This window comes from Nostoc sp., assembly GCF_036917755.1.
In the GTDB taxonomy this organism is placed as follows: domain Bacteria; phylum Cyanobacteriota; class Cyanobacteriia; order Cyanobacteriales; family Nostocaceae; genus Nostoc.
In genome coordinates, this window is record NZ_JBALFC010000001.1 from 150979 (window position 1) to 169050 (window position 18072).

An 18072-nucleotide genomic window follows, 5' to 3' on the forward strand; every position below is an offset into this window, starting at 1 on the left:
AAAGGAATTCCGGTCAACCAATCGGGCGATTACCAGGATTGACTGCATGAATATATTCACTACCCGATCGCGGTCTTCCTCGTTTATAATAAGCTTCTTCTGGTTTACCCCATCCTAGCTGCAAAATCATTTCCAAAAAGCTAGAATTTTCCCACTTGCACAAACTTGCCCATTCTGTTCTTTGAACAATTCTCTTTACATCAGATGTGACAATTTGTTGGTATTGTTTACTATTATTGAAACTCAAGTATAAATCCATCCCCATAGAGACTTCATCCCAAAATTCTACGATGGAACTTTTAGCAGCTTTTAATATCTCTAAGTCACTGATGAGGGCTATTAACTCGGTGTCTAGTTGAGGATAGTTCAAGTTTTTACCTTTGACTGTTACCTCGCGCCAGATAATACCTGAAACTTGATTTTCCCTCTGATAGTCATGAATTGCAGTTTTGAAATCTTGATAGGCAGTGAACTGTTGCAGCCCATCAGTTCTGAGAAACTGGTCAATTAGAGGATTGCCAGAGACTGTTATTTCTAATTTTAGGCGTTTTCCATTCAGGCAAGCTTGGCGTTCAGCTGCCAAAATTTGAATTAGCTCCTGGGTCGTGTAAACCTTTGACATCAGAATACACTCTAGTTAGTCATTGGTCATTGGTCATTAGTCATTGGTCATTGGTCATTGGTCATTGGTCATTGGTCATTAGTCATTTGTTACGGACTATAGACTATGGATTAACTTTCTAATCTGTTAATACAGATATTTAAATATTATCCTTTGGCATGGGCAGAAATGTCGTAACAGATCGCACTAAAAATTAGGGCAGACCAATTTGGTCTACCCCATAAGTTACCTAGCTAACTCACTACTGAACTCATTGAAGGCTCGTCGCTTTAGCTGTGCTGTTTCCGTGCGTGGTAACAAATCAAAGATTTTGCGAAATTCATCGTCTATCTCTTCAAAAGCTACTTGACCTTTCTTATTCAAAACTACCTCACCTGATTTATTAAACACCACGACTTGAGGAACACTCCCAGAATAGTAATATCCTGGTTCTGTAGGGTCGTAGCTCTGTTTCGGTGGGATAGTATCTACATTAATCGGCATAATCTCTGCTACCCGACCATAGAATTCCTGTACCCGTGAAATGGAAATAGCGTATCTTTTAGAATCGCTGCTATCATCCAGATAAAAGGCCAAAAATACGGGTTTATGTTGCGCTAAAGACTGCGCTAGTGTCTGTCTGGGAGGAACCAATGAACCATTGCCAGCATAAACGACAAAGATGTTGCCATCATATAAATCATTATTAAGACCAGCATAGGCAGGTTGCATACTGAGAATGAACAGACTTGCAAGCAACAACAGGCATTTGGACAACCACTTTCGCCAGCTAGTAATTTGTTTATGTAAAAAAAGAAACTTTGTGCTATTCATCAAAAGGAACCTTGCAAGCTACTACTTGTCGTAAGTTTGTGCTGAATTCAGCAAACTGGGCTGCATATGTAATTACACCCGCGCACTATTTTTTAAGATAACGCCTACTGAGATTATCTCTCGCAAGTGGCTGGTATCGCTACGCGGAAGTCAAAACAGAGGTAAAGTAGCATAACTGTAAAGCTCAACAATCTAAAATCCGTCTTGGAAAGTTTGCTCAAGTCAAGCCACTCCGTTGCGGGGGTTCCCCCCGTTGTAGGAAGTGGCGCGGCAGAGCCGCCCACGCAACTTTCCGCAAAATCTCAAATCCAAAATTGCTATGGCTGGCTTTTTCAGCCAGGATTCGCTAAACTCACAAGATTAAATTTGCAACTTCAAGACTTCAATTAGCAACCGCCAGAAGACTAGGGTACAGATGTGGGAAACAAAATACAATTCATAGATAGGCTGCGATTGGGTTTCGCGGTGTCAGTGGCGAAAAGTGTGACGTTTATTGTGCAATTTTTGCGTCTGGGTGCTGCTAGTGTATTACCAGGCGCGATCGCTCGTGGCATTGAACCCCGACTTTTAGAGTTATTGAGTCAGCAAGTTAAAAATGGGGTGATTTTAATTGCTGGTACTAATGGCAAAACCACTACAGCCCTACTTTTATGCACGATACTAGAACGCAAGGGTTATCGCATCGCTCATAATTCTACAGGTGCAAATCTGGAAAATGGCTTGATGAGTGCGTTGTTAGAAAGCACCAACTTACTAGGTACACTAGATGTTGATTACGCCATTTTGGAAGTTGATGAAAATATTGTACCAAGAGTGTTAACGCCACTCCAACCGCGAATCATTCTCTGTTTAAACTTGTTCCGCGACCAACTCGATAGGTACGGCGAAGTAGACACAATTAGTAAGCGTTGGACAAAAGTTATTTCTACGCTACCAGTAGAAACGGTGGTAATTTCCAATGCTGATGACCCAACTTTATCTAACCTCGGTCAGCAGTTACCCCAACGGGTGTTATTCTTTGGCTTGAATGAACCAGAACATTATCTAGAAGCTATTCCTCACGCTGTTGATTCTATCTATTGTCCCAGATGTGGACATTCTCTAGATTATAAGGGTGTTTATTTGTCTCATTTGGGAGATTTTACTTGTCCCAAATGTGGTTTCACTAAAAGTAAACCGACTCTCGAAAGTAGTGAATGGTCGCAAATTCTGGTTGGTTTGTACAACAAATATAATACTTTAGCTGCTGCTACGGCGGCTATTGAGTTGGGAGTTGATGAAGTAACAATCAGAGATACTATTAACAATTTCCAAGCGGCGTTTGGTCGGGCTGAAGATTTAGTAATTAACGGTAAACGGGTGCGGATATTATTATCAAAAAATCCTGTGGGAACCAATGAAACCATTCGCGTAGTTACTCAAAGCACAGATAAAACCACACTACTAGTATTGAACGATCGCACGCCCGATGGTACTGATGTATCCTGGATTTGGGACGTGGATACCGAGAAATTAGTCGAACGGGGAGGGACTTTAGTAGTGAGTGGCGATCGCGTCTACGATTTGGCTCTACGTCTACGTTACAGTGAAAAGTCCCCTCAGAGTACGTTAAATTTAATTGTGGAAGAAGATTTGCGACAGGCGATCGCTACTGCATTAGAGCATACACCAGAGAATGAAACTTTGCATATTCTGCCTACCTATTCAGCGATGTTAGAAGTCCGAGAAGTTTTGACTGGTCGGAAAATTCTTTAAATTCGGAAGTTAGGAGTTAGGAGTTAGGTATTGGAAAAAATTCATGCCCAATGCCCAATGCCCAAAGACATAAATAAATCACTTAAATTTGCGATATGCTCATTCAACACTTCCAGATGCTCTCACGCTACAATTCTCTGGCAAATCGTCGGTTATATGACGTTTGTTCACTACTTTCAGATGTAGAACTCAAGCAAACTCGACCAGCATTTTTCAAAAGTATTTATGGGACGCTGAATCATATTATGATCGGCGATCGCATTTGGATGGGACGCTTTACAGGTCAAGAGATGTCATCTCAAAGACTTGATGCTATCCTCTATGATAAATTTGAGGAATTGCGTGCAGTCCGTGTTTTATAAGATGAGCGCATCACAGCATTTATTGATCATTTAGATGATGACTTCTTGAAGGGAATAATTACTTATACAAATAGTCAAGATAAAATTTATAGCGATCCGGTGAATCTATTGCTAGCACATTTTTTCAACCACCAGACACATCACCGAGGACAAATTCACGATATGCTAACCCAAACAGAAATTGCTCCTCCAAGTCTGGATATGCACAGAGTGATTTCACCATAAGTTGATAAAAACTATTAGTTATTAATCAAGAGTTATTTATGAGTTCTCAAAATTTGGAATTAACAATTGGTTGGTTGTACCCGACGCTGATGAGTACTTATGGCGATCGCGGTAATGTAATTACTATAGAACGTCGCGCTCAGTGGCGAGGATACGATGTTAAAGTGTTACCCCTAGATCAAAATGCTACAGCCGCAGATATTAAAACTGTAGATGTCATAGTTGGTGGTGGCGCACAAGATCGTCAGCAAGAAATTGTCATGCGTGATTTGCAAGGTGCAAAAGCCGACGCCATGCGCGAGAAAATCGAAAATGGTACACCGGGAGTCTTTACCTGTGGTTCACCCCAATTACTGGGACACTATTATGAACCCGGCTTAGGACAACGAATTGAAGGCTTGGGAATACTCGATTTAGTTTCCGTTCATCCTGGTGAAAATACTAAGCGCTGTATTGGCAACTTAGTAATTGAAGTTACAGCTTCTCGTTTAGCGCGAGATTTACAAGAAATGACGGGTAGCACACCATATTTGGTAGGCTTTGAAAATCACGGTGGACGTACCAAACTAGGGAAAGTGGAAGCATTGGGGCGAGTGGTGTATGGTTTGGGAAATAATGGTGAAGATGGGACAGAAGGAGCATTTTATCAGAATGCGATCGCTACTTATTCCCACGGGCCATTGTTACCGAAAAATCCTTTTGTCGCCGACTGGTTAATTCAAACAGCATTGCGGCTAAAGTATCAGCAGGAAATTACCTTGCAACCTTTAGATGATAATCTTGCTGTCCAAGCACGGGAAGCGATGTTTAAGCGGTTAAAAGTCAGTTTACCAAATGCTGCTGCGGCAAAAGTTTAACCTCAGTTCGCTTATTAAGCCTCTCCCCGTGTCGGGCAGAGGTTTGGAGAGGGGTCAAATTTGACATAAAGCAAGGGGGCAAAGTATGACTCAAGCCTTAACCAAACAAGTAACATTTGATGAGTTTATCGCCTGGTATGCCGAATCTTCAGACAGGCATTATGAACTACATGATGGGGTAATTGTTGAAATGCCTAAGCCAAGAGGGAAGCACTCAGAGATAGCTGGGTTTATTAATGGTTCTTTGTTTATTGAAATCACCCGTTTGTCCATTCCTTGTTTTATCCCTAAAGAATGCATCATCAAGTCAGTTAACACTGATTCAGGTTATGAACCAGATGTAATCGTTCTTGATAGAAAAGCTGTTAGGAATGAACCTCGCTGGAATAAAGAATCTATCATTACGCGGGGTAGTTCCGTCAAGTTGGTTGTAGAAGTTGTTTCTACCAATTGGAGTGATGATTATGCTTTGAAGCTAGAAGATTACGAGTCTTTAGGCATTCCAGAATATTGGATTGTAGACTATCTAGGTTTAGGTGGTAGGCGCTTTATTGGTAATCCTAAACAACCAACCATCTCGATTTACCAACTAATTGAAGGTGAGTATCAAGTTAGGCAATTTAGGGGAAATGACCGCATTCAGTCGCTAGCGTTCCCAGAGTTGAATTTAATTGCTGAACATCATTAATGAGTGACAAACACTCGTGCGCGAGTCTGAAATACTCATCCACAAAGCTAAAATACTCATTCACAAGTTCCAAGTGTTCGTGAGTGAGTCTCAAAGACTCGTCTATGAGTATTTGAGATTCATCGACGAATTACAAAGACTCGTGAACCGGCAAAATATCCTCGTGAACCGGCAAAATATCCTCGTGAACCGGCAAAATATCCTCGTGAACCGGCAAAATATCCTCGTGAACTAGCAAAATATCCTCGTGAACCGGCAAAATATCCTCGTGAACTAGCAAAATATCCTCGTGAACTAGCAAAATATCCTCGTGAACCGGCAAAATATCCTCATTAACCGGCAAAATATCCTCGTTCACGAGTATCAAAGGCTCATTAACGGAGTTCCGAGCCTCATTAATGAGTATAAAAGACTCGTTTACAAGCCAATCTGAACCATTGGTAATGATAAATTCTTTTGAGATTCAGTAAAAATTATTAGCACTCGTGTAATGTTACACAGGATAGTAGATTGCTTTGATATCTTGCAGCATCCTTAATTAGTAACTGCGATCGCCTGAAACTCGAAGTTCTAGGAACCAATAGCCAAAGCTACTCAAGTAGACTAAAACCTAAGCCTGGAAAGAATTTAGCCCTCTTAAGAGGACTTTCGCCATTAGCTATAGGTTTTTAACCTTTGGCGGGTGTTGAGAGTAGTACAAAATATTAGTGGTTGCGAGATTGTCCAGCGAACCAGGAGCATTACATATAACTTTCGTTGACAGGTGAACCTCAGTATGGCAAATACGCCTCAACGTTTCCTTGAAAAAATCCGAGAAGCGAACAAGAAACGGCTTAAAGAATTAGATTTAAGCCGTTTTGGGAACACTAATGACAAGAATAAATTAACAGAGATTCCTGCTAAAGTGTTTGACCTAGAATGGTTGGAAGTGTTGAATTTAAGCGGCAACCAAATTACAACGCTGCCAGAAGCACTCGCACACCTGCAAAATCTCACATCGCTGAATTTAAGCTTCAACCAAATTACAACGCTGCCAGAAGCCATCACCTGCCTGCAACAACTCACTTCCCTGGATTTAAGCTTCAACAAATTAACGACACTGCCAGAAGCGATCGCCCGCCTGCAACAACTCACTTCCCTGAATTTAAGCGTCAACAAATTAACGACACTGCCAGAAGCGATCGCCCGCCTGCAACAACTCACTTCCCTGAATTTAAGCGACAACCAATTAACGACACTGCCAGAAGCGATCGCCCGCCTGCAACAACTCACTTTCCTGGATTTAAGCTACAACCAATTAACGACACTGCCAGAAGCGATCGCTGATCTGCAACAACTCACTTCCCTGGATTTAAGGGGCAACCAATTAACGACACTGCCAGAAGCGATCGCTGATCTGCAACAACTCACTTCCCTGTATTTAAGCGGGAACCCCATCGACAAGCCACCACCAGAAATTGTTGCAAAAGGTATTAAGGCGATTAAGGATTATTTTCGACAACTGCAAGCAGAAGGTACAGATTATCTGTGTGAAGCAAAGTTACTAATAGTTGGCGAAGGAGGAGCAGGGAAGACAACACTGGCTAAGAAAATTGAAGACCAAAATTATCAACTCCGAGAGGAAAACTCTACGAAGGGAATTGAGGTTATCCAGTGGGCTTTCACAATGGAAAATGGGCGAGAATTTCGAGTCAATATTTGGGACTTTGGGGGGCAAGAGATTTACCATGCTACTCACCAATTTTTCCTCACCAAGCGTTCCCTCTATGCTTTAGTGGCAGATACCCGCAAGGAAGACACAGATTTTTATTACTGGTTGAATGTTGTAGAACTGTTGAGCGATAACAGTCCGCTGCTAATTATCAAAAATGAGAAGCAAAATCGCCACAGGGAAATTAATGAACCCCAGTTACGGGGGCAGTTTACTAATTTGAAGGAGACTTTACCAACAAACCTTGCTGACAACAGAGGTTTAGAACAAGTTTTAGAAAAAATCAAGCATTACATTAAAAACCTATCCCATATTGGCAGTCCGCTCCCAAAAACCTGGGTTAGAGTCCGGGAAGCTTTGGAGAGTGAAGCACGCAATTACATCGGCTTGGATGAATACCTGAACATCTGCCAACAAAATGGGTTCACTCAAAGAAATGACAAGTTGCAGTTGAGCAGCTATCTGCACGATTTGGGAGTATGCTTGCACTTCCAGGAAGACCCACTTTTGAACAAGACCGTCATCCTCAAACCCAAGTGGGGAACTGATGCAGTCTACAAAGTACTGGATAATGAAAAGGTGATTCGTAATCTGGGCAGTTTCACACGGTCTGACTTGGCAAACATCTGGTGTGAAGATGAATACGCCGCGATGCATGATGAACTATTGCGCCTGATGATCAACTTCAAGCTGTGCTATGAAATTCCTAGAAGCCAAGGAAAGTATATTGCCCCACAACTGCTATCTGCTAATCAACCCTCCTATAACTGGGATGAAACCGACAACCTGATTCTGCGTTACACTTACGAGTTCATGCCCAAAGGCATCATCACCCAGTTCATCGTCGCCATGCATGAGTTGATTAATCAACAACAATGTGTCTGGAAAAGCGGTGTCGTTCTCTACACAGACCAGACGAAGGCAGAGGTGATTGAATATTACGGCAAGCGGGAGATTAGGATTCGAGTTTCAGGTCGTTACCAAAGAGATTGGATGACCATAGTTACACATGAACTTGATAAAATTCATGCCTTCTACAAGCGACTGAAGTACAACAAGTTAATCCGCTGTAATTGCCACACCTGCAAAGATAGCCAAGAACCACACTTTTACTCCTTTGAGATATTGCGACAGTTTGTAGCCGATAAGCAAGAACGCATTCAATGTCAAAAAATCTATCAAATGGTTGAGGTTTTGAGCTTAATTGATAATGTGATAGATAGGGGGAAACAGAGGTTGTTTGTAGAGCAGTTAGGGGTTGAAGTGAATCCTCCTCAATCTCCGCAAATACCATCTAATATATATTTCAACCTAAATCAAGTTCAAGAACAAAATCAAACTCGTCAAAAGGAAAATAATTCGATGTCAACAGTAAATCAATACGGCTCTGGGGATAACGTTGGTGGTGATAAAGTCATGCGTGATAAAATTGGCACTCAAATCAACAACTCGCAAAACTTGGCACAAGCTGCAAAAGATATTAAAGAACTTTTAGATCAACTTTCACAGGAATATTCTAATACTGCGATTGTTGGCGTCAAAGCAGTAGAGGAAATAGAACGAAAGCCAAAATTGAAAGCTCGAATTGTCAATGCCCTGAAGGAAGCAGGATCAGAAGCTCTGGAAAAAGCAGTTGATCATCCTGCTGTCAGCATTGTCATAGCAGCCATCAAGGGCTTCATAGACGGTTGAGTATGTGGTAATTTAATCAGACTGAAAAGGAAAATTCACCGCTTAAATACTAGCTTGTTTTACTAGAAACTTGAATGGTAAATTTCTGTTTTCATTCAGAGTCACAAGCGATCGCACCACGCAACATATTACTGTTCTTCACCTTTTTCCTGAAGGAGCGATCGCCAATCTTCAATCGCCTTCTCTGTCCACAGCCAATTTTTAGCTAATTTATCTACCTGGAAATTTACTGGATCAGACTTGAGAACCAATTGCCGCAACTTGATCGCTTCATTTAAATATTGTGTCTGCTTACCATTAGGTTGACTAAGTGCAGATTTATACAGTCCAAGAGCTAAACCAGCATAGGAAGTTAAAGCATCTTGAGGTACTGTAGATGTTGAGTCTGTCTTCTGTTCTTTGAGAGCTAAATTCAAAGCCTTGAACCAAGAATCATTGGCTCGATTTAGATTGCCTTCTGTGTAATAGGCAAATCCCAAAGCATTATTATACAAAAGCGATTCTGGTTTAGCTTTTGCAGCACTTTCCCAGTAACGGCGGGCATCATCGATGCTATAGTTATTGTCTCCAATTTGGATAGATTGCCAAGCTAATCGTCCCTTGTAAAAGTTCACAGATGGCTGATCAGCTTGTTTATTTGGAATCAGTTTCAGGGCAGTATCAGCCGCAGGCAGTACGCCACGATTAAGTAGTTCTTCTACAGCTAACAACCCACCTTGCAAGTCGCCCTGGCTCAATTTTTCCGTAGCGGTGGCGGCGACAATTCCAGTTAGTGCTGTCTGTAAGTCGATATTTTGCTGCTTTTGAATCGGTAGAGACTGAGTGGGAATTACTGGGATATTAGGCAGAGTTACTTGGTGTCGATTTTGCCACCACCAATTTAAACCGATCGCAGATACGATCGCACTGATTCCGACAATACCCACAATCGGCCACAGCTTGCGGCGACGGGTACGAGGTCTTGGTGAGGCTGGTAGCGATGCCTGCGGCGGCGAAAAATCAGAATTTTGCCAATTTCCTGCCAAGTTCCCAGCAGCTTGAGGTGGTGGTGCTGGGGTTTGTCCCCACAAATCTGCTTCCTTTTGCAGAGAAGTTATTTCCTCTGAAACCTGCCTTTGCTGAAGACTATTTTCGTGAATTTGTTGATCCAGTTCAGTTGGAGCTTTTTGGTTATCTAGCTGACGAAACAAATCTGAAACTAGAGCAGAATCTTCTTCATAGCTTGGGTCATCATACTCAATTTCATCAACGAGATCGCCCCAAGTATCCTCACCTAGCCAGTCCAACCCAGAAGAGTCACGCGCCAAACCAGAAGGAATCATTTCCTCCATTCCTAAAGGCATCTCGGAATCATCTGCCATACCAGAGTACATCGTCGAAGTTGCCCCTAAAGGCGAATTATACTGGTTCAGCAACTCCGCACTTTCAGATAACTCAGCTTCCTGGCTCAAGAAACCGTCAAATTCTGGCTGGAGATATAAAATCGGTAATGCCCAGTACATCTGGTGAGAACCATAGGCAGAAATTAATCCTTGGCGCACCCGACTTACACACAAATCTACTGGATATCCCTGACTCAAGTTACGATAAAACAATTGTGTGAGCGTCAACGCCACTTCATCAGGAATCCGTTCTGACATCGCCAAAACGCTTCTAATTCCGCGCTTCACCAGACTTTCTGCCAAGTTCCGTTCACCAGTATCAGAAGAGGCATCAGACGCAGCTGTGTACGCCCCCAAGCAGGAGTTAAACACTGCCATTTGGATGTTATTGTTGACGAGCAAACCTGCCAGATCGTCTCCAGTCAAGATTTCCGTTAAGCCAGTTCTGCGACTAGCAAGATAAATTTCTCCGCCATTAGAGCCGAAGTTACTATGACCAGAGTAGTGTAGAACGTGGTATCTGCCTTGTTCTAAAGCTTGCGTCAGTTCTTCCCGTCCTGGTTGGTCTAAGACAGTGAGTTCAATTTCTGGGAACCGATTGCTACCTTCAGCAAGTCGTGGTACACGGTGAAGTTCTGCTTGCAGTTTGATCGCTTCCTGTTTGAGTAAATCAAGACGGACTTGATCGGAGGGAGAAGCAATTACCATCAATACTTTTACACCACCTTCTTCTCGTGGTGTGGGCATATTTCGTGATCGCATTGGGGAAGCCCCCAAAATTCCACTTTGGAAGCGAGAAAAAGCGACATAAGGCCCAGTAGCCAGAGGGCGATCGCCTGCGTGCATCACTTCCCAAGGCAGACGAGCTAACCTAGTATCTTTTAACCCCAACCGTAAGCGCAGTACTTGTTGGTGGTTCTGGGCAATACCTTGGGCAGTAATCCAACTATCTCTGAGAGTGCCTTGAAATAGGGCATTATAAAATTGTTGACCCAACGCCACCAAATTAACAGAGTTTCTGGCGATATCGCTTTCATTCCCGCCAGAAGCGAATATATCTCCCTGCAACACCGACTTCAACGGGTCATTCATCAAATGCCCAGCAGCCAACAACCAATCAGCTACAGGCCAAGTCACCAATTCTTCTGCCAACGGCACCCCAGGCGCGACTTGTTCCGTCCGCACCAAGTAGTCATTTTGCCCTACAGGAGTTACCGAAATGTGGAATTCCTGGGTCACAGTTTCTCCTGTCCGCCTCCTAAATCTGGTTGGAAACGCGAAAGTTTCAAGTCGATTTTTCGCTCCCTCTGATAATTAGATGCATCCCACCCCTGAATGTTTCTGATTCTAGTTGTTTTGCTTTTTCTGCCTTTACAACTTTATCCGGATCGGATTACTTAAGACTAGAACACTTAATTGGTAGATGCACCTTGATCTTCAACTCCCCTAGTTGGCTAACACCGACTGGGGGTTTTTTTCAATTTTGGCAAACAACAGCAACTTCTGACGCAGATATTCTCTACCAGAAAATAGTGCTTAACCCTAGAATACTTGATTAGTAGATGGATGTACCTTGATCTTTAACTCCCCTAATTCAGTTAATATCCACTCTTGTTTTCTTTGACACACGACGACAATCAATTTTCTAATAAATTTATCCGGAGCATGGTGGTTAAACCTAGAACATTTAATTGGTAGATGCACCCTGATAACTAGCTCCCCTGGTTGGCTAACACCCACTGGGGGGTTTTTTATTACTCAATAACTACAACGCTTACGCACTGAAAACCTGAAATCTATATCTGAATAAGTCCACGCCAGTTGCTTCTGGTGTTCAAAGACGCTCTTGCTAGCAGGCTTTAAGAGTCGGGGAACCCTTTCAGTAGTTCCTACCCTGCGCGTTCCTATCTTGCTACCGCTACACTAACAGCAAGGCACTGGCTCCCCTGAAAAGTTCGCTCTTAGAGTTCCCTTTTTCAGGGGTTTGGGGGATTTCTTGTGCATAAGTCCGAAAGCAGTAATCATCTCTGACACACCAATTTGTTAAGGCAACGCACCGGTCATTTGATTGGTAGGTCTGTCCTGATAACTAACCCCTCTGGGGTTTTTCTCTGATAAACAATAACAACTTCAACCTTTGCTAGTTTATCCGGTAGCTACCCATTTGCCTGAGAACATTTAATTGGTAGATGCACCCTGATAACTCACTCCCCTGGTTGGCTAACACCCACTGGGGTTTTTTATTTAAAAAAATAACTGACGATTGTACAAATTTATCCGGATTATGGTGTTCAACCTGAGAACATTTAATTGGTAGATGCACCCTGATAACTAGCTCCCCTGGTTGGCTAACAGCCACTGGGGGTTTTTTTATGCGTAGATGCGTAGTGGCTTGTTGTTAGACATCGCCTAGATAACTGGAATGCACCACTACTATTCTTGCTACTGCTGGTAGACCTTGAGTATCCTCCTGTTGCCAGGATAGAGCATTGCTCACTCAATCTCTGAATCCCTTTCTTTTTATTGTGAGCTAGAGATGCCACTTCAAAATGATTGTTATGATATTTAATCACATTCTTAATTTTTTTTCTATATTTTGACCTTTAATTCTTTGTCTGCCAGCAATCCTGCTCTCAACCTCAGATCAGAGCTTCCTCGCCGACTACATCATATTTCTCGTTCTCAGGTTCAGAACATTGATGACAAGTTAAGATTACAAACTATTTTTTGTCAATAAGCAATAGTGCTTAAAAAATTTTCAACCATCGGGGTTAGAAGCACACTTTTTAAGTCAGCGATGCCTACGCGTCATATTTAATCGTTTACCCTTGTTCTCAAAATTCAGTACTAGGCTAAATTTAATACTTGATGTTCCAGTTGATTTATTGCTTAATGACTGTTGACAAAACTAACTTTTTTTATGTCTATATTTCACAGCGAGTATATAGTCAAGGTTCTTAGAGTATTAGTCTAAGAACTTTCGGGATATAAAATAGAGGATAAAGAGAGATAGTAAATTGATTTTAGAAATCAAATTAGAAAATTACTAGACAGATAATTCCTGAACATAGTAGTTTAAATGTACTAATAAGTACAAATACTAGAAATTTAGTAGAAGTAAAGTGTAACAGGCATGAAAGCATTGGAAATAGGTCATTCTGTTGATTCTCGATATAACCCAGCAGCGATTGAGGAAAAATGGCAAAAAACATGGGTAGAACTTGGCTTAGATAAGACACCTACAGCTAGCAACAAGCCAAAATTTTACGCTTTATCCATGTTCCCTTATCCATCGGGCAGCCTACATATGGGTCACGTCCGTAATTATACGATTACAGATGTGATTGCCCGCCTCAAGCGAATGCAAGGGTATCGGGTAATACACCCAATGGGTTGGGATGCCTTTGGTTTGCCAGCAGAAAACGCCGCCATTGACCGTGGTGTACCTCCAGCAAAGTGGACTTATCAAAATATTGCCCAGATGCGGCAGCAATTGCAGCGTCTTGGTTTATCCATCGATTGGGAATGCGAACTTGCTACCTGTTCACCTGATTATTACAAATGGACACAATGGATTTTCTTGCAGTTTTTGCAAGCGGGGTTAGCTTACCAAAAAGAAGCAGCTGTAAACTGGGACCCCATTGACCAAACTGTACTGGCAAATGAGCAAGTTGATAACGAAGGACGTTCTTGGCGCAGTGGGGCAATAGTTGAGCGCAAATTGTTGCGGCAGTGGTTTTTCAAAATTACCGACTACGCCGAAGAATTGCTCAATGACTTGAATAAGTTGACAGGTTGGCCGGAACGTGTGAAGCTGATGCAGGCAAACTGGATTGGTAAATCCACAGGCGCTTACTTAGAATTTGCGATCGCTGGGATAGATGAGAAAATCGGCGTATACACCACACGTCCAGATACCGTTTATGGTGTCAGCTACCTAGTGTTAGCACCAGAACATCCCTTAACAAAGCGCGTCACCACAAAAGAACAACAAGCAGCAGTAGAAACCTTTATTAAAGAAGTTTCCAATCAAAGTGAGTTGGAACGTACTTCTGAAGACAAACCTAAGCGCGGTATCTCCACAGGTGGGGTGGCAATTAACCCGTTTACACGCGAAGAAGTGCCGATTTGGATTGCTGACTATGTACTATACGAATATGGTACTGGGGCAGTGATGGGTGTACCAGCACACGATGTCCGGGATTTTAAGTTTGCTAAAAATTACGATTTGCCAGTTGATTTTGTCATCGCTTCCCCAGATGATGTTGCAGATTTTGACTTAACTCCAACATCAGAGATAGATGAAGTTACACAACTCATCCAAATTGAATATAACCAGGCATACACTGAACCAGGAATTTTAATTAATTCTGGGGCTTTTACTGGTATGGCTTCCACAGATGCCAAACAAGCAATAATTGAATACGCCGAAAAACAAGGTTTTGGTAAAGTGCGGGTGCAATATCGCTTGCGGGATTGGTTAATTTCGCGGCAGCGTTACTGGGGCGCACCGATACCTGTAATTCACTGTCCCAACTGTGGGATAGTGCCAGTTCCTGATAAAGATTTGCCAGTACAGTTGCCGGAAGAGGTGGAATTTACTGGACGTGGCGGCTCACCTTTAACTCAGTTAGAAAGCTGGGTAAATGTGTCTTGTCCAACTTGTGGCACTCCGGCGAAGCGAGAAACCGATACGATGGATACTTTTATTGATTCCTCGTGGTATTTCTTGCGCTTCCCTGACGCTAAAAATGAACAACAGGTTTTCGATTCCAGTAAAATCAATGACTGGATGCCAGTTAATCAGTATGTGGGTGGCATTGAACACGCGATTTTACATTTGTTGTATTCGCGGTTCTTTACTAAGGTGTTGCGGGACAGAGGGTTACTGAACTTTGATGAACCCTTTCAACGCCTGTTAACTCAAGGTATGGTACAGGGTTTAACTTACCTAAATCCCAACAAGGGCGGTAAAGATAAATGGATTCCTTCTAATTTAGTAAATTCAGCCGACCCCCGTGACCCCGATACAGGTGAACCATTGCAACGTCTCTACGCCACCATGTCTAAATCAAAAGGCAACGGTGTAGCGCCAGAAGATGTAATTTCCAAATACGGTATAGACACAGCGCGGATGTTCATTTTGTTCAAAGCGCCGCCAGAAAAAGACCTGGAATGGGATGAAGCCGATGTCGAAGGACAATTCCGCTTTCTAAATCGGGTTTGGCGTTTGGTGACAGATTATGTTGCGGCTGGGGTATCTCGTAAGAAAGCCCAATCTGATTTAACTAAAACAGAAAAAGAATTGCGACGGGCGATTCACACGGCTATTCAAGCGGTGACAGAAGACGTGGAAGACGAATATCAATTCAACACAGCTATTTCCGAATTGATGAAGTTGAGTAACGCCCTAACTGATGCTGACGGTAAAAATTCACCAATTTATGCAGAAGGTATTCGGACTTTAGTGGTGTTACTAGCACCCTTTGCACCACACATTGCTGATGAATTATGGCATTTATTGGGTGAAAGTGATTCAGTTCACACTCAAACTTGGCCATCATTTGACCCTGTTGCTTTGGTAGCTGATGAAATCACTTTAGTGATTCAAGTTATGGGTAAAACTCGCGGCGCGATTCAAGTACCAGCACAAGCAGATAAAGCAGCGTTGGAGAAATACGCCCGTGAATCAGAAATTGCTCAACGTTACATCGAAGGCAAAGAGATTAAAAAGGTAATTGTGGTGCCTGGAAAGTTGGTGAATTTTGTAGTCAGCTAAGTATAGCTTTGCGTAAAAGCGTAGCGTTTTTAATGCAAGCCGATGCATTAACAATGCAACCCGACGCATTAACAATGCAACCCGACGCATTAACAATGCAACCCGACGCATTAACAATGTAAGCCGATGCATTAACAATACAAGCCGATGCATTAGCATTGTCGGGTATTACCAAATTTAATTCGCTACGAATAAATGAAATGCTGTACTAAGTATAGCTTTGCGTAAAATCGTGGCGAATTGAGGGTTGAAATTTAAACGCAAAAGGAAGCGCGGAGGGACGCAGAGAATTTGCTATGAATTAATGAAATGTTGTACTTAGTAATCGATAAAATTGTCAATGTAGCCTGACAAAACATCAGAGGATTTACATCCGTGACACTCAAAGAGTTAGAACAACAACTTCTTGCCCTCAGTCCTGGTGAAAAATTGCAGGCTATACAGTTACTTGCTCAAAGTCTCGGCAACAATTGGCAAGGAGTTGAGAAAACTCCTAGAGTCTGTGGTGGAGAGGCTCGCATCGCTAAAACTCGTATTCCCGTCTGGGTACTTGTGGAAGCTCGCCGTCTTGGATATAGTGATGCTGACCTTTTGATGAGCTATCCAACTATTACAGCTACAGATTTAGCTAATGCTTGGGTATATGCAGAAGCTCATCCCGATGAAATCGAATTGGCAATTGAGCGTAATCAGGTAGCCTAGTCGATGGCACGGTTTTACGCAGATGAGCAGTTTCCGTTTCCAGTTGTGGAATTATTACGCGCTTTGGGGCATGATGTTTTGATAGTTCAACAAGCAGAAAATGCAGACCAAGGTATACCTGATGAGGAAGTACTAGCATTTGCCATAAGTCAAGAACGCTCAATATTAACTATCAACAGAGTTGATTTTATCCGTTTGCATCGTCGTGATTCTAACCACTTCGGTATTATTGTTTGCACGAACAATCGTAATTGGGAACAGTTTGCAGCACGGATAGATGAGGCTGTGACAGCAGAAGAACCGTTGCAAGGAAAACTAATTCGTGTGCTACGTCCAGTCACTTAAAGAGCTTTTGATGGAACGCGCAAGCTTGAGATATTAAGTGAGTGTAATTTATGTTCAAAAGCTATGTAGGCTATTTTTCCAAGGGCATTGCTGCAAAATGTTCTTGGAGTAACCTGTGGATGAAGCGATAACGTCCACCAACGCGCTGGAGAAGTAGAGGTTCGGTGCAGTAGTCGAAGAAGCAGGGACAGGAAACTGAGAGTAATATGCAAATCCTACGGAGATTACTCCGCGCAGGTAATGCTCAGAATTAAGTTTGGTGGGTAAGAATATTGTCAATATCTCTGAGGGTAGAGATATTTATATAGGCTGAGATTTATAGCCATCAAGTATATGTTGCAACAAGTGTTATAAAAGTAGTTCCCTTCTCTGGTATATGTGTATTTAAAAACATCTGTATGATCGTCCAGAGAGTAGAACTATTTTATTTATACACGAAAAAGCGCTTGAGGTTTTGCTCACTCAAGCGCTTTCCCGTAAAAGCTTATACCAACTCACTCGTTTGATGTAACATTTGAAATCTGCAACACTCCCTTAGGAGAGAGCATTGCCGGGATAACTTGTGACAAACATCTGGTGAAATGGTATCACTCCTTGCACTAACTAAGAATATCTCTTTTGCAAGAATACCGGGGATCTGGTGAGTGACAGTTTATGAACTGAACACTAGTTAAAAACGACTCATCGTGAATGGTAACTAACAAAACTAAGCACGATTGTAGCAATTTTGTAAGTATAGTATAAAAACTTATAGTTTATTAGCGTAGGCGTAGCCCGCCGTGGGCATCACCTACCTCTGAGTGTAGTTTCACAATGTGCAGCAATTAGTAGCATAAATATCTCAACTTCGGCGGCAAATCCACCGTAAACCATCAGTAGAGAATCGCCATCTAGTAAGCCAGAGAAGTCTTGGATATTAGCATCGAAGCGATTTTGACTGAAATAAATCATCACCCCCTCAATGGATGGAGGTATTCTTTAGAGAATGGCAACCCAATCATAAATCTTCGACCCAAACAGATTGAAAACTTTAGGTTGGGTATCTTCTATCGTACCTATGCTGAGAACCTCCGGCTTTTAGCCGGGGGATGAAAGCTATCCGCCTGATTTATCAGGCATTTTAGTTTTAATTATTTTTT

12 protein-coding genes and 1 pseudogene are annotated in these 18072 nt (G+C 42.3%); 8 read left to right on the plus strand and 5 right to left on the minus strand.

Translation table 11 applies throughout. The annotated features are described in order from the left end of the window. Window positions 1-13: 13 nt before the first annotated feature. Together V7L05_RS00765 and V7L05_RS00770 are read right to left on the minus strand one after the other, a co-directional pair. Entirely contained in the window at window positions 14-622 is a 609-nt protein-coding gene (locus V7L05_RS00765) for a hypothetical protein (protein WP_335160872.1), read from the minus strand. Window positions 623-847: 225 nt separating this feature from the next. Further along, window positions 848-1435 (minus strand): thylakoid membrane photosystem I accumulation factor, encoded by a 588-nt coding sequence (locus V7L05_RS00770; protein WP_335160874.1) that lies wholly within the window; start codon window positions 1433-1435, stop codon window positions 848-850. A 417-nt stretch (window positions 1436-1852) separates the two neighbouring features. Between V7L05_RS00770 and V7L05_RS00775 the strand changes: the two genes are divergently transcribed. The 4 genes and pseudogenes from V7L05_RS00775 (at window position 1853) to V7L05_RS00790 (ending at window position 5322) form a co-directional block, all read left to right on the plus strand. After that, window positions 1853-3190, plus strand: coding sequence for a Mur ligase family protein (locus V7L05_RS00775; protein WP_335160876.1), 1338 nt, complete (start codon window positions 1853-1855; stop codon window positions 3188-3190). Between the two features lie 116 nt (window positions 3191-3306). Further along, window positions 3307-3777 (plus strand): annotated as a pseudogene (locus tag V7L05_RS00780) (DinB family protein). Between the two features lie 38 nt (window positions 3778-3815). Beyond that, complete coding sequence (locus V7L05_RS00785; protein ID WP_335160878.1) at window positions 3816-4634, plus strand: type 1 glutamine amidotransferase; 819 nt, start codon at window positions 3816-3818, stop codon at window positions 4632-4634. Window positions 4635-4719: 85 nt separating this feature from the next. Further along, window positions 4720-5322, plus strand: coding sequence for a Uma2 family endonuclease (locus V7L05_RS00790; protein ID WP_335160880.1), 603 nt, complete (start codon window positions 4720-4722; stop codon window positions 5320-5322). 130 nt (window positions 5323-5452) lie between these two features. Here the strand turns inward: V7L05_RS00790 and V7L05_RS00795 are convergent, their stop codons facing one another. Then, complete coding sequence (locus V7L05_RS00795) at window positions 5453-5665, minus strand: hypothetical protein (protein ID WP_335160882.1); 213 nt, start codon at window positions 5663-5665, stop codon at window positions 5453-5455. A gap of 432 nt (window positions 5666-6097) precedes the next feature. Between V7L05_RS00795 and V7L05_RS00800 the strand changes: the two genes are divergently transcribed. Next, window positions 6098-8725, plus strand: coding sequence for a COR domain-containing protein (locus V7L05_RS00800; protein ID WP_335160884.1), 2628 nt, complete (start codon window positions 6098-6100; stop codon window positions 8723-8725). 128 nt (window positions 8726-8853) lie between these two features. On the opposite strand, the gene hetF is transcribed toward V7L05_RS00800, so the two are convergent. Continuing rightward, entirely contained in the window at window positions 8854-11346 is a 2493-nt protein-coding gene (hetF, locus tag V7L05_RS00805; protein ID WP_335160886.1) for a cell division protein HetF, read from the minus strand. 1894 nt (window positions 11347-13240) lie between these two features. Between hetF and leuS the strand changes: the two genes are divergently transcribed. The 3 genes from leuS to V7L05_RS00820 all read left to right on the plus strand — a co-directional run bounded on the left by leuS (window position 13241) and on the right by V7L05_RS00820 (window position 16933). After that, window positions 13241-15886, plus strand: coding sequence for a leucine--tRNA ligase (gene leuS, locus V7L05_RS00810; protein ID WP_335160888.1), 2646 nt, complete (start codon window positions 13241-13243; stop codon window positions 15884-15886). A gap of 375 nt (window positions 15887-16261) precedes the next feature. After that, a complete protein-coding gene (locus tag V7L05_RS00815) occupies window positions 16262-16588 on the plus strand; it encodes a DUF433 domain-containing protein (protein ID WP_335160890.1) in 327 nt (108 codons plus the stop codon). A gap of 3 nt (window positions 16589-16591) precedes the next feature. Continuing rightward, the gene (locus V7L05_RS00820; RefSeq protein ID WP_335160892.1) at window positions 16592-16933 is read left to right on the plus strand and encodes a DUF5615 family PIN-like protein; all 342 of its coding nucleotides are present in this window, start codon (window positions 16592-16594) and stop codon (window positions 16931-16933) included. Between the two features lie 786 nt (window positions 16934-17719). On the opposite strand, the gene V7L05_RS00825 is transcribed toward V7L05_RS00820, so the two are convergent. Then, complete coding sequence (locus tag V7L05_RS00825) at window positions 17720-17884, minus strand: hypothetical protein (protein ID WP_335160894.1); 165 nt, start codon at window positions 17882-17884, stop codon at window positions 17720-17722. Between the last annotated feature and the right edge of the window lie 188 nt (window positions 17885-18072).

Bases quoted from the DNA above. Each gene is read 5' to 3' on its own strand.
- leuS (WP_335160888.1), top strand. From the start codon at position 13,241: ATGAAAGCATTGGAAATAGGTCATTCTGTTGATTCTCGATATAACCCA.
- V7L05_RS00765 (WP_335160872.1), bottom strand. From the start codon at position 622: ATGTCAAAGGTTTACACGACCCAGGAGCTAATTCAAATTTTGGCAGCT.
- V7L05_RS00770 (WP_335160874.1), bottom strand. From the start codon at position 1,435: ATGAATAGCACAAAGTTTCTTTTTTTACATAAACAAATTACTAGCTGG.
- V7L05_RS00790 (WP_335160880.1), top strand. From the start codon at position 4,720: ATGACTCAAGCCTTAACCAAACAAGTAACATTTGATGAGTTTATCGCC.
- V7L05_RS00800 (WP_335160884.1), top strand. From the start codon at position 6,098: ATGGCAAATACGCCTCAACGTTTCCTTGAAAAAATCCGAGAAGCGAAC.
- V7L05_RS00825 (WP_335160894.1), bottom strand. From the start codon at position 17,884: ATGATTTATTTCAGTCAAAATCGCTTCGATGCTAATATCCAAGACTTC.
- V7L05_RS00820 (WP_335160892.1), top strand. From the start codon at position 16,592: ATGGCACGGTTTTACGCAGATGAGCAGTTTCCGTTTCCAGTTGTGGAA.
- V7L05_RS00785 (WP_335160878.1), top strand. From the start codon at position 3,816: ATGAGTTCTCAAAATTTGGAATTAACAATTGGTTGGTTGTACCCGACG.